Source organism: Tardiphaga sp. GW821-FHT12E02 (genome assembly GCF_058807155.1).
The window spans coordinates 5279785-5292614 of sequence record NZ_JBXAQK010000001.1 but is presented as its reverse complement, the minus strand read 5'-3'; the positions used below and the strand labels follow the sequence as shown (position 1 = coordinate 5292614).

Annotated in this window: 11 protein-coding genes; 5 read left to right on the top strand and 6 right to left on the bottom strand. The window is 63.5% G+C overall.

From position 1 onward, the window contains the following. Nucleotides 1-113: 113 nt before the first annotated feature. Together AC1RQ5_RS24870 and hemE are read right to left on the bottom strand one after the other, a co-directional pair. On the bottom strand, nucleotides 114-350 hold the full coding sequence (locus AC1RQ5_RS24870) for a hypothetical protein (protein ID WP_398484452.1): 237 nt from the start codon (nucleotides 348-350) through the stop codon (nucleotides 114-116). 865 nt (nucleotides 351-1215) lie between these two features. Further along, nucleotides 1216-2256 carry a uroporphyrinogen decarboxylase gene (gene hemE / locus AC1RQ5_RS24865; protein ID WP_493202537.1) on the bottom strand — a complete coding sequence of 347 codons (1041 nt, stop codon included), beginning with the start codon at nucleotides 2254-2256 and terminating at the stop codon, nucleotides 1216-1218. Nucleotides 2257-2434: 178 nt separating this feature from the next. On the opposite strand from hemE, the gene hemF reads away from it, so the two are divergent. Beyond that, on the top strand, nucleotides 2435-3316 hold the full coding sequence (hemF, locus tag AC1RQ5_RS24860; protein WP_493203556.1) for an oxygen-dependent coproporphyrinogen oxidase: 882 nt from the start codon (nucleotides 2435-2437) through the stop codon (nucleotides 3314-3316). A 109-nt stretch (nucleotides 3317-3425) separates the two neighbouring features. On the opposite strand, the gene AC1RQ5_RS24855 is transcribed toward hemF, so the two are convergent. Then, nucleotides 3426-4091 (bottom strand): biliverdin-producing heme oxygenase, encoded by a 666-nt coding sequence (locus AC1RQ5_RS24855; protein ID WP_493202535.1) that lies wholly within the window; start codon nucleotides 4089-4091, stop codon nucleotides 3426-3428. A 153-nt stretch (nucleotides 4092-4244) separates the two neighbouring features. Between AC1RQ5_RS24855 and AC1RQ5_RS24850 the strand changes: the two genes are divergently transcribed. From AC1RQ5_RS24850 to AC1RQ5_RS24840, 3 genes are all read left to right on the top strand, one after another. Further along, complete coding sequence (locus AC1RQ5_RS24850; protein ID WP_493202533.1) at nucleotides 4245-5252, top strand: class 1 fructose-bisphosphatase; 1008 nt, start codon at nucleotides 4245-4247, stop codon at nucleotides 5250-5252. A gap of 222 nt (nucleotides 5253-5474) precedes the next feature. Then, nucleotides 5475-5795, top strand: a complete 321-nt coding sequence (locus AC1RQ5_RS24845) for a hypothetical protein (protein ID WP_493202531.1) — start codon at nucleotides 5475-5477, stop codon at nucleotides 5793-5795. A 218-nt stretch (nucleotides 5796-6013) separates the two neighbouring features. After that, the gene (locus AC1RQ5_RS24840; RefSeq protein WP_493202529.1) at nucleotides 6014-7675 is read left to right on the top strand and encodes a thiamine pyrophosphate-binding protein; all 1662 of its coding nucleotides are present in this window, start codon (nucleotides 6014-6016) and stop codon (nucleotides 7673-7675) included. A 164-nt stretch (nucleotides 7676-7839) separates the two neighbouring features. Here the strand turns inward: AC1RQ5_RS24840 and AC1RQ5_RS24835 are convergent, their stop codons facing one another. Both AC1RQ5_RS24835 and AC1RQ5_RS24830 read right to left on the bottom strand, forming a co-directional pair. Further along, the gene (locus tag AC1RQ5_RS24835; RefSeq protein ID WP_493202528.1) at nucleotides 7840-8475 is read right to left on the bottom strand and encodes an alpha/beta hydrolase; all 636 of its coding nucleotides are present in this window, start codon (nucleotides 8473-8475) and stop codon (nucleotides 7840-7842) included. After that, a complete protein-coding gene (locus AC1RQ5_RS24830; RefSeq protein ID WP_493202526.1) occupies nucleotides 8472-9413 on the bottom strand; it encodes a ring-cleaving dioxygenase in 942 nt (313 codons plus the stop codon). The genes AC1RQ5_RS24835 and AC1RQ5_RS24830 overlap by 4 nt, the downstream gene beginning before the upstream one ends. Before the next feature lie 262 nt (nucleotides 9414-9675). Here AC1RQ5_RS24830 and AC1RQ5_RS24825 point away from each other — a divergent pair, with 262 nt between their 5' ends. Further along, nucleotides 9676-10584: a LysR family transcriptional regulator gene (locus tag AC1RQ5_RS24825; protein WP_493202525.1), complete on the top strand. Its 909-nt coding sequence runs from the start codon at nucleotides 9676-9678 to the stop codon at nucleotides 10582-10584. 86 nt (nucleotides 10585-10670) lie between these two features. Here AC1RQ5_RS24825 and AC1RQ5_RS24820 read toward each other — a convergent pair whose 3' ends face one another. Further along, nucleotides 10671-12800, bottom strand: coding sequence for an ATP-dependent helicase (locus AC1RQ5_RS24820; RefSeq protein ID WP_493202523.1), 2130 nt, complete (start codon nucleotides 12798-12800; stop codon nucleotides 10671-10673). Nucleotides 12801-12830 lie beyond the last annotated feature (30 nt).

Here is a 12830-nt window from a genome sequence, read left to right as displayed (position 1 = left end):
AAGTGGGTCTTATCAGCGCGGCGTTGTTCTCCCTCGGAGCGTGAATGCTGAACGCAAAACAGCCGGGACAAAGCCCGGCCATTTCAAATCCAAATGCTGCTAGTGCGAAGCTCTTACTTCTTCTTCGCCCCAACGCGCTCGACGCTGGCGATCTCGATCGGGGGCTTGCCGCTCTTCTCGGCGATCTCGGCGTCCTGGTCGGCGATCGCCTGCTTGGCCGGCTCGTCGCCGTCGAGGCCGCCGAGCAGCTCCGAGGGGACGCGGCGGTTCGAGCGCTGCGAGCCGTCCACATAAGTGACGTTGAAAAAGGCGAATTCGCCTTTGGGATTGGTACCGGGTTTCTTGGCCATGCGCGGCTTGTGGACGGCGCCGTGCCAAGAGTCAAAGCCCATGCACGCAGGGCATGCATGCCATCAACAGCCCGTTGCGGCAGGCGCCGTCTCCGCTCCGTGGCGCGGCCGGCGCCGGTGTCGCGCGCTCAATGTTCCTATTTTGTTCTTGACAAGAAATCGCCTTTAGGTTGTTATTCGGCCGTCTCCTTCGCGAGGGGCGCTTCATGAGGCGTCATTGAGCGGAAGTGAGATGCGGCGCCTGCGGGCAGGGGGAGGACGTATCCCCCGGCACTCGGGCGGCTGGAGGTCGCCGTCCGGGTCCAATACGGGGCCCTGCCGCTAGCGCGGCTGGACGTGGTGCGGGCGAAGGCAGGGAAACCTGCCGGATGGCTTTCTGAAAAGCGAGCGCCCAGTACCCGGAAGAACGGTCCTTCGGCTGGCAAGACGTCGCGGTGGCGCGCCGTAAGGCGTTGCGTCGTTCGGGTTTGCCGGCGATCCGGCAGGCACGGATGGCGTCAGAAGCTACCAAACGCGCCTTACGGCGTGCTGCCTCCCCTCATGTTTCGAGGGGAAATGCTCATAGCTCGGACGCCATGGGCGCCGCGAGAATGCGATCTCGTGTTTTCAGGAATCGCGTGTTTTCAGGACTGACGTGGCTGTTTGACAGGTTGAGGCCATGACGCGCGGAAGCGCGTGGACTCCCTCCCTCAAGCGGCGCAGCCGCGCAGCGGGGAGGGTGGCGCGTAGCGCCGGGTGGGGTCAATCCCACGGAAGGACGTCGCGTGGGGAGAGACCCCACCCGTCGCGAAGCTCGCTGAACGCTCGCTTCTCACCACCCTCCCCGCTGCGCATCTGCGCTGCTTGGGGGAGGGAGAAGAGGGAGCTACCCGCAAAAATCCCTGACCCGCTTCACCATCTGCTCCACATGCGCCACCGGCGTTTCCGGCTGGATGCCATGGCCGAGATTGAAGATGAAACGTCCGCCCGCATAATTCGCCAGCACATCATCCACCGCGCGATCGAGCGCGGCACCGCCGGCGATCAGCACCAAGGGATCGAGATTGCCCTGCACGGCGACGCGGCTCTGCACGTGCTCGCGCACGAAGCCGGGCTCCGCCGCCCAGTCGATGCTCACGGCATCGACGCCGGTGGCCGCGACATAAGACGGCAGCAGCGCGCCGGCGCCGCGCGGAAAGCCGATGATTTTTGCATCCGGCACCTTCGCCCGCACGCCGGCGACAATGCGCTTGGTCGGCTCCACCGACCAGCGCTGGAATTCCGCAGCCGGCAGCACGCCGGCCCAGGTATCGAAAATCTGCAGCACCTCGGCGCCGGCCTCGAGCTGGCGCAGCAGATACGCAATCGAGTTCTCCACGATCACATCGATGATCGCGCTGAAGGCGTCGGGATGCCGATAGGCCATCATCCGCGCCGGGCCCTGATCGGGGGTGCCGCGCCCGGCCACCATGTAGGTCGCCACCGTCCACGGCGCGCCGCAAAAACCGATCAGCGTGACCTTCGGATCGAGCGCCGCACGCACCCGGCGCAGCGCCTCGAACACCGGATCGAGCTTGGTGAAATCCGCCTCGCGCGCGAGCGTCGCCACCTGCTCGGGCGTATCCAGCGGATCGAGCCGCGGCCCTTCGCCGGCCTCGAAGCGCACGCTGCGGCCGAGCGCATAGGGGATCACCAGAATGTCCGAGAAGATGATCGCCGCATCGAAGCCGAAGCGCCGGATCGGCTGCAGCGTCACTTCGGTGGCGAATTCCGGATTGAAGCAGAGATCGAGGAAGCCGCCCGCGGTCTCGCGCACCTTGCGATATTCCGGCAGATAGCGCCCGGCCTGCCGCATCATCCACAGCGGCGGCGTGCTCGCGCGCGCGCCGCAGATAACATCGAGAAAGGGCTTTGCAGGCTGGGACAAAGGGTATGTTCCGCAAGTGAGGACGAAGGATCTGCGGCTCGTGATACACGCTGGCATGCCGCTTGGCGAGGCGCGCGCCACAGGGTGTCCGCATTCTTGATATATCTCAAGGTGTCATGGCGGACCAAAGCCGCATATAACGCGCATGAGCAATACGATCCCATTTCCCAAGAAGCCGATGACCTCAGACATTGCAGCCACCATTGATCAGCAGCGCGCCCGCGCCAGAGTGTGGTTCGAATCCCTGCGCGATCGCATCTGCAGTGCAGTCGAGACGCTGGAGCGCGAGGCGCCGGAGGCGCTGTTCCCCGGCAGTCCGGCGCAATTCACCTTCAAGCCATGGACGCGCAACACCGGCAGCGGCGGCGGCGTCGGCGGCTTTCTCTCCGGCGGCCGGCTGTTCGAGAAGATCGGCATTCACACCTCATCGGCCAATGGCAAACTGTCGCCGGAAATGGCGCGCGCCATGCCGGGCGGTGGCGGGCAGCTCGATTACGTCTCCACCAGCATCAGCCTGATCATGCATCCGCGCTCGCCGCGCGTGCCCACGGTGCATATGAACACGCGCTTTCTCGCGACCTCGGTGGGCTGGTTCGGCGGCGGTGCGGATCTCACGCCGATGCTGCCCGCGCAGCGCCGCGACGATGCGCCGGATACGATCATCTTTCACGATGCCATGCGCGCCGCCTGCGATGCGCATGATCCCGGCTACTACAGGAAGTTCAAGGCCTGGGCCGATGACTACTTCTTCCTGCCGCATCGCGGCACAGCGCGCGGCGTCGGCGGCATTTTCTACGATCAGCTGAGCAATGATTTCGACAAGGACTTTGCCTTCACCCGCGATGTCGGCGAGGCGTTTCTCGCTGTCTACCCGCGCATCGTCCGCGCGCGGATGCAGGAAGCGTGGACGGATGACGAGCGCGCACAGCAATTGGAAACGCGCGGGCTCTATGTCGAGTTCAACCTGCTCTACGACAAAGGCACGATGTTCGGCCTGCAGACCGGCGGCAACACCGAGACGATATTGAGCTCGATGCCGCCACTGGTGAGCTGGAGATAAAGCTCACTCAATCTGTCGTCGCCCGGCTTGACCGGGCGATCCAGTAGACACTGACCTTTGCGTTTACTGGATCACCCGCTTTCGCGGGTGATGACAGTGAGAGTTGCTACTAAACCTTCGCGTTCTCGATCGCCGCCTGCACCGCCCAGGAAATATCGGTATTGAGCTGGAACGCCACCGATCCTTCATCCACGATCGCCTGCGGATTCACCGCGCGCTTGCCGGCCTCGTCCAGCGCGTTGCGATAGTCGCTCTTCAGCGCTGCGAGATCGGCATAGGCGGGGAAGTCGTAGAAGGTCAGCTCATTCGGCGTTAGCGCCGGCTTCCTCGCGAGCAGCTTCTTCAGAATCTGGCCGCCCGAGAGATCGCCGAGATAGCGCGTATAGGCATGGGCGATCAGCAATTCGCCATCGCCCTTCGCCGCATCCTCGATCCGCTTGGCATAGGCAGCGCCTTCCGCAAGCACCGGCACCTTCGCAAAATCGCCACCGCACAGCGCTTCCAGATCGGCCTTCAGCGCCGATGCGCGATCCAGCCGATAAGCGGCAAGCGTGGCCAGCAGCGGCGTATCGCGATGCGCCTCGAGCCCGGCCTCCAGCGCCTGATAGGCCGGCAGCAGGTTCCGCTGCAGCAGGATATAGCCCTCACGGCTGGCCTCGCCGCGGAGCATGTCATTGATGATGCCGGAACGCTCGGCGTCGGTGTGCTGGGTCTTGGTGGAACGATAAAGCTCGGTCACGACGCTGATGGGCGCGGTGGGCTGGGGCGTCGTCATGAGGTCTCCGGTCAGAACATCCGTCAATTGCGGCCGGCACCATACCAGCCGCGGGAAATGCCACAAGTTTCCGCGGGTTAGAACGGTTCCAGCCTTGTCGGGCGGCATCCTTGCGTGTCAGAACCACGGCCAGACCTGCCTCCCGGAGACGTAATGACCGCCCCGCTCGACCTGTTCCGCCACACCGCCCAATTCGCCGGCACGGACCCGCTCCGTCAGGCCACCGCGGCTGCGGTCGATGCGCTCGCCAAGGCATCCATCGCAATTTCGGACCTGATCAGCCGCGGCGCCCTGGCCGGGATCACGGGCGCGACCCAGGGCAGCGAGAATGCCGATGGCGACGTGCAGAAGGATCTCGATGTCATCGCCGATGACATGGTCCGCGCCGCGCTGAAGGATGTCCCATGGGGCGCGCTGGCATCCGAGGAAGCGGAGACCGCCGATATCCGCGACGGCGGCGGCCTCATCGATATCGCCTATGATCCGCTCGACGGCTCGTCGAATATCGAAACCAACATGACCGTCGGCACGATCTTCTCGATCGTGCCATCCGTCGCCGGCAAGGTGCCGTTCACGTCGCCCGGCCACACGCAGATCGCCGCCGGCTTCGTCGTCTATGGTCCGCAGACCTCGCTGGTGCTGACGCTTGGCGATGGCGTCCACATCTTCACGCTCGATCGCGCTACGCGCAGCTATCAGCGCATTCGCGCCAATGTGCAGATCACCGCCGATTGCGCCGAATACGCCATCAACGCCTCGAACCATCGCCACTGGGAAGCGCCTGTGCGCGATTTCGTCGAGCAGTGCCTTGCCGGCAAAGAGGGCGCGAAGGCGAAGAACTTCAACATGCGCTGGATCGCAGCTTTGGTCGCCGAAGCCTATCGCATCCTCGTGCGCGGTGGCGTGTTCCTGTATCCCGGCGATGCGCGCAAGGGCTACGGCGATGGTCGCCTGCGCCTCGTCTATGAAGCCCACCCGATGGCCTTCATCATCGAGCAGGCAGGCGGTGCGGCATCAACCGGCCGCCAGCGCATTCTCGATGTGGCACCGACCGCAATCCATCAGCGCATTCCGCTGATCATGGGCTCGAAGAATGAAGTCGCCTGTCTCGAAGCGCTGCATCGCGATGCCGATGGTGTGGCCGTGCAGGCAGCGGAATAACTACACTTGGTGGCATCGTAGGGCGGATAAGCGCAGCGTCATCCGCCGGCCGAATTCAAAGCTGAAACTCCGCGGCGGATGACGGCTTCGCCTCATCCGCCCTACGGGTTCACATTTCGAGCGATTCAAAGCTACAGGGCTTCTAAGCGCGGGAGCCCGGAAAGCGGTTGAGCGGTGCGACCTCAAAGCCTATTCAGGCGTGGGGTCGCGAAGGGAAAGCTCATGCTGCCACAGCCGGTCAAAGCCGCCGATATCACCGACGAGAATTCCGCGCAGACCTATCTCAACCAGGCCATCATGACCACGTTCTGCCGCGTGCTGGACAGTTCGCGCCTGCCGCCCGATGTGGTGATGAAGCTCCTGGCTTCGGCGCTCGGCCAGACCTATCGCGAAGTCGCCGCTGCCCATCACGATGGCGGTTGCCCATGTGGTTGGCGACCGCAGGCGACGGATATCGAAGCCCTGCGCGCCTCGCTCGAAGACGCGGCGGCGCCGCGCCGTGTTGATGATCTGCTCAGCATGGCGGCAGTCGGCAGAGCTTAAACCGTCCGTATATTCAGCTATTGCATTGCAAACCGTCATCGCCGCGACCGGCGAGGGCGGTTTTGTCGTTGTCACGATAGTCTGATGGCGGGACCGCCGGGATTTTGCTAAATTCCTTTAGGCCTAAACTTTCTGGCCCGATCCTTGAATGTCGCGACCATCAATGCCTTCAGCAGAGTGACCGCATGACGTCGTCTTCAGCAGTTCGGGTTGCAAACGTGCCCGATTCAATTCCGGTCTGGCGCGCCGTGGCGCGCGCGATCGCCGATATCGGCGCCAAGCGCTGTTTCGGCCTGGTCGGCGGCGCCAATTTCAAGGTGACGCTGGCGCTGACCGATCTCGGTGTCGAATTCATCCCTGCGCGCCATGAAGGCGGCGCGGTGAGCATGGCCGACGTGTCCGCGCGCCTGACACGGGATCTTGTGGTGGTCAGCGTCACGGCCGGCCCTGGTCTCACCAATGCGATCACCGGCATCGGTGAAGCCGCGAAAAGCGACACGCCATTGCTCGTGCTCGCCGGCGATGTCGTCACCGGCGACAAGCAATCGGCGTTTGCGTTTAATCAATCCGAGCTCGTGCATGCCGTCGGCGGCGACTGGCGCCAGATCACCGATCCGCAAACCGCGTATCTTGAAACCTGGAATGCCGCCGCGCGCGCGATCAAGGAGCGCAAGCCCGTGGTGCTCAGCCTGCCCATCAATGTGCAGGAGATGCCGGTCACGGCGACCATGGGCAAGCGACATCCGCCGCTCACGCCGCGCCGTTCGCTTGATGCGACCAAGCTCGACGAACTTGTCGCGACGATCAAATCGTCGCGGCGTCCACTGATCCTCGCTGGCCATGGCGCCATCGTCGCCGATGCCAAATCACTTTTGGTGCAACTCGCCGACAAGCTCGGCGCGCTGCTGGCGACGTCGGTGCAGGCGCATGGCATGTTTGCCGGTCATCCGTGGAATCTCGATGTTGCGGGCGGCTTCTCGTCGCCTGCCGCAACTGAGCTGATGATGCAAAGCGACATGATCCTCGCTTTCGGCATGTCGCTGAACATGTGGACCACGAAGAAGGGCAAGCTGATCGACGATCACGCCCAGCTCGTGCAGGTCGATGTCGAGAAGGGACGTATCGGTGTGCATCGTCCGGTCGATCTCGAACTGGAAGGCGATGCATCGCAGGTCGCCACGGCCTTGCTGGATGCACTCGATGGAAATGACATTGGCCCCGGTTGGCGCACGCCGGATGTTGCCGCCGTGATCCACGCCAAGAGCAATCGCAATTCCGTCTATGACGATACGAGCACGGCCGAGCATATCGATCCGCGTACGCTCAGCAAGGCGATGGACGATCTGTTGCCAAAGGACCGGACCATCGTGGTCGATGGCGGTCACTTCGTTGGCTGGGTGGTGCGCTATCTCTCGGTGCCGGACTATCGCGGCTGGTGTATTCCGATTGCCTTCCAGTCCATCGGCCTCGGCCTTGCCGGCGCGATCGGCGCCGCCGTGACGCAGCCGGATCGCCTGACCGTGCTGGCCGTCGGCGATGGCGGTTTTTTGATGTCGATCGCGGAGCTGGAAACCGCGGTGCGATTGAAGAGGCGCATCTGCATCTTCATCTATAACGACAGCGCCTACAGCGCCGAGGTGCATCATTTCGTGCCCGAAGGCTATTCCGCCGCGATGGCGCAATTTCCGGTCACCGATTTTGCAGCGATCGCACGCGGCTATGGCGCGGATGGTTGCGTGGTGAAGACGCTCGCCGATCTCGATGCCGTGAAGCACTGGGTCGAGAACGGCGCGCAAGGCGTCTTCATCGTCGATGGGCGCATCAATCCGAAGCTGATCGCGGATTGGTACAAGGAAGTTTTCGGCGCCGCCAATTTGTAGGGCCGTATACCTCTCCCGCTTGCGGGGAGAGGTCGACTGTAACGCGCGGAGCGCGTGGAAGTCGGGTGAGGGGGCTCTCCACTGGCTCCGAGCTTGTGGAGGCTTCCCCTCACCGAAGGCTCCGCTTCGCTCGCCTCCGACCTCTCCCCGCAAGCGGGGAGAGGTTAAGCAGCAGCGTCCTTTGTGAGTTCAATCCCGCGCAACCACTCCTGCGACACCGTCAAATCCGCCTGCGACAGCTGATGCCCGATCGGCAGCGTGCGATGCTGCACATCGGCGCCTGCCTTGGCCAATCTCACGGCCAGTTGCTGCGAATTGCTTGCCGGGATGATCGGATCGGACTGGCCCGATACGATCAAGACCGGCTTGCCGGCGAGATCGACCGTGGGCGCATCGCTTAATGGCACCATCGCGCGCAGCAGGATCGCGCCTGCCAGCGTCTCCGGTCGCAATTGCAACACCGCCGCAGCGATATTCGCACCGTTCGAATAGCCGAGCGCAATCGGCGCCGGCAGGTCGTAACGCTTGCGGGCATCATTCACGAAATCCGCAAGCGCATTGGCGCGGCGACGCACATCGTCCTCGTCGAACACGCCTTCCGCAAGCCTGCGGAAGAAGCGCGGCATGCCGTGTTCTAGCACCTGGCCACGCGGCGACAGCAGCGAGGCACCCGGCGAAACCGCCTGCCCGAGTGGCAACAAATCACTCTCGTCGCCACCCGTGCCATGCAGCAGCAGGAGAGGGGCTGCCTCGTGCCGGTTGCCCGGCACGAAGCGATGGATGTGAGACAGATCGGTCATGCCGACACCTCATTGGTTACGAGCGGCGGCAACACGCCCTCGATTTCGCTGCGATGCTTCTCAAGAAAAGCCGGCAGCTTCAGATGTTCGCCGAGAGACTCGACGGGCTCGTCCACGGCAAAGCCGGGGACATCGGTGGCGATCTCGAACAGCACGCCGCCGGGTTCGCGGAAATAGACCGAGCGGAAGTAGTTGCGGTCCTTCTGCTCCGTCACATGCTGGCCGTGGACCTCCACAAGCTTGCGGCTCATCTCGGCCTGCTCGGCGTCATCCTTCGCCCGGAAGGCGACGTGATGCACCGAGCCGACACCCTGACGACCCGGCAGGAAGCCGCCGGCCTCGTAGATATCGACCACGGCGCCTTCCCTGGCATCGCCGGTCAGGCGGATGATCGAGCCTTCGCGGGCGACTTCCTTGAAGCCGAATACGTCGGTGAGGATCGCGCTCGTCTTCCCGGCTTTCTCCAGCAGCAGCGTGACGCCATGGAAGCCACGGATCGCATGCTCTGCCGGGATCTCGCCATTGCTCCAGCCCGCTTCGCCCTCAGCACCGGGAACGCCGACAAGCGCGAGGCTCATGCCGTCCGGATCGGTGAAGGGCAGCACGCTCTCGCCAAAACGCTTTTCGAGCGCCTCATGGGCGATGCCCTGTGCGATGAAGCGGTGCGTCCAATAGCCGAGCGAACTCGCCGGCACGCGGAACGCAGTCTGCTGGGTCTGGCCGACACCGCCGCGACCGGGGGCGGCATGCTCCCACGGGAAGAAGGTCAGGATCGTGCCCGGCTTGCCGGTCTCGTCGCCGTAATAGAAGTGATAGGTGCCGGGATCGTCGAAATTGACCGTCTTCTTGACGAAGCGCAGGCCCAGAGCGCGGGTGTAGAAGTCGAAGTTGCGCAGCGCGGGGCCGGCGATGGCGGTGACGTGATGGATGCCTGACATGGTCTTGTCTCCGGTTTGGGAGGGCGTCTCGTCCTCCGTTGCCCGGATAATTGGTCCGTTCTCCCGCAAAGACAATCTGGCAATATGTGACATGACTGTCTATGATTTGAGGACAATCGATCGCTCCGTCCCTCATCCTGTGGAGTGGCCATTTGGCCGCGTGTCGAAGGATGGCGGCATGCTCGGAGCCAAGCCAGTTCATGGTTCGAGACGGCGCTTACGCGCCTCCTCACCATGAGGGGCGAAGTTTGTGAGGACTGGCATGGACAAACTCGACAGCCTGCGGGCCTTCGTCAAAGTGGTCGAACTCGGGAGCTTTTCGGAAGCCGGGCGGCAGTTGCGGCTGTCGCGCTCGGCGATCTCGAAATATGTCGGCGAGCTGGAAGAGAGCCTCGGCGTCCAGCTGCTGAACCGCACCACGCGCCATGCCAGCCCGACCGAAAGCGGTCAGACCTATTTCGAACGCGCGATGACCATCCTTGCCGACATCGATGCGGCGGATCAGGCCGTGGCGCAGGCGCAATCGTCGCCGCGGGGGCTTTTGCGGGTCAATGCGCCGATGTCATTCGGCACGCTGCAACTGGGGCCGGCGGTGGCGGATTTCATGGCGGAATGCCCGGAGCTGCAGATCCAGCTGGTGCTGTCCGACGATCAGGTCGACCCGATGCAGGGCGGGTTCGATGTCACGCTGCGCATTGCCGATCTGGAATCGTCCAGCCTGATCGCGCGAAAGATCGTTGCCATTGATCGCGCCGTTTGCGCGTCACCGGATTATCTGAAGGAGCATGGCGCACCGAAGCTTCCGGAGGATCTGCGCAAGCACGCCCTGCTGACCTACGGTTTTCTGCTCACCGGCAATCAGTGGAAGCTGACCGGCAAGGATGGCGATCACTGGATCCAGCCGAGCTGGACGCTCTGCGTCAACAATGCGGAAGTCCTGTGCGATGCCGCGGTGAAGGGGCGGGGCATCGCGCTGCTGCCGACATTCATCGCAGGCAACGCCTTGCGCGACGGCAGGCTGCAGCGCGTGCTCAAGCCCTATAAGGCGCCGCCGCTGACGCTGTATGCGATTTATCCGCCGACACGCCATCTTGCCGTGAAGGTACGGCTGTTTATCGATTTCCTGGTGACGCGGTTCAGTGGGACGCCGAGCTGGGATGCAAAGCTCTGACGCGTAGGATGGGTTGAGCGCAGCGATACCCATCACCACGTGCGCTGGCGGTGATGGGTATCGCTGCGCTCAACCCATCCTACAATTCACCGCCACACCGCACGCATGCGCGAATTGATGTCGAAGCGCACATTGGGCATCGCGCTGCGCGCGGCTTCCGATCCGGCGCGGGGCCAGCTGGTGCGCTCGAACAGATACAGCAGCGCTTCGGGAATGAACCGCGTGCGCGACGCATAGACGTGGCGGTCGCCATTCGACTGCTGGCCGTGGGTGAAGAAGCGCTGCGGCACCATCAGATGCAGGTCGTCCTTGGCGCGCGTCATCGCCACATAGAGCAGACGGCGTTCTTCCTCGATCTCCGCCGATGTGCCGGTGCCGAGATCGGACGGCATGCAGCCATCGACCACATTGAGCACATAGACCGATTTCCATTCCTGCCCCTTGGCGGAATGGATGGTGGAGAGAATGAGATAGTCATCGTCGAGCAGCGGCACGCCGGATTGATCGCTGGTCGCATCCGGCGGATCGAGCGTCAGCTCGGTGAGAAAGCGCTCGCGCGACGGATAGCCGGCGGCGATCGATTCCAGCTGGATCAGATCGGCGCGGCGCGTTGGCGCATCCTCATGGATGCGATCGAGATGCGGCTCGTACCATTGCCGTGCCAGTTCGAGTTCGGCCGGCCATCCGGCACGGCCGGACTTGATCTCGCTGATCACATCGACAAAGCCGCGCCAGTCATGGGCCGCGCGTGGTGGCGATGGCGCCAGCGCGAGGGCTGTGATCGGATCAGGCGATGCGATCATGTGATCGAGCGCCTTCTGCGCGGAGGCCGGCCCGACGCCGGGCAAGAGCTGCATCAGGCGAAAACCGGCGACGCGGTCGCGCGGATTTTCGATAAAGCGCAGCAGTGCCAGCATGTCTTTCACATGCGCGGCATCAAGAAATTTAAGGCCGCCGAATTTGACGAAGGGAATGTTCTGCCGCGTCAGCTCGATCTCGAGCGGACCGCTATGGGATGAGGTGCGGAACAGCACGGCCTGTTCCTTGAGCCGCGCACCGCCCTCGCGGTGATCCAGCACGTGCTCGACGATGGCGCGCGCCTGGTCGGCTTCATCCCTGATCGTGATGATCTGCGGCTTCGCCGACGATTCGCGCTCGGTGCGAAGATTCTTGGTGAAGCGCTCGCGGGCGAGGCCGATGACGCCGTTCGCAGCGGCAAGGATCGGCTGGGTCGAGCGATAATTGCGGTCAAGGGTGACGATGGTTGCCGGCGGCGAGAACTGCGTCGGAAAATCGAGAATGTTGCGCACGGTGGCGGCGCGAAACGAATAGATCGATTGTGCGTCGTCGCCGACCACGGTGAGCCCATGGCCATCAGGCTTCAGCGCCATCAGGATGGTCGATTGCAGGCGGTTGGTGTCCTGATATTCGTCGACCAGCACATGATCGAAGCGGCCACCGATATGTTCGGCCAAGGCAGGCTCGCTCGCCATCTGCGCCCAGTAGAGCAGCAGGTCGTCGTAATCGAGCACGTTCTGTGTCTGCTTGGCCTCGACATAGCCGGCGAACAGATCGCGCAGTTCGGCTGTCCAGCCGGCGCACCACGGGAAATTCACGCCCAGCACCTGCTCCAGCGGTGTCTCCGCATTCACGCAGCGCGAATAGATGGCGAGGCAGGTGCCCTTGGTGGGAAAGCGGTTCTCGGTTTTCGAGAAGCCGAGTTCGTGTCGGATCAGATTCATCAGATCGGCGGAGTCTTCGCGATCATGGATCGTGAAAGCGGGATCGAGGCCGATCTGTTCCGCATAGTCGCGCAGCAGGCGCGCGCCGATGCCGTGAAAGGTGCCGGCCCAGCTCAACGCATCGGTCATCACGCCGGCATTGTTGCCGAGCACTTTTCGCGCGATGCGCTCAACGCGGCGACCCATCTCGCTGGCGGCACGGCGTGAGAAGGTCATCAGGAGGATGCGGCGCGGATCGGCGCCATGGACGATCAGATGTGCGACGCGATGCGCCAGCGTGTTGGTCTTGCCGGAACCGGCGCCTGCGATCACCAGCAGCGGCGCCGATGGCGTGGTGTCGCGTTCGCGCACGCCGTGTTCCACGGCGGCGCGTTGTTCCGGATTGAGCGTGTCGAGATAGGCAGCTGAAGCGAGCAAGGGAGCGATCCGAGGTGACGAATCACGCTCGCTGATTCCCGTTCTGTTCGCAATCATTGTCGTCCCCGCATAGGCGGGGACGACACC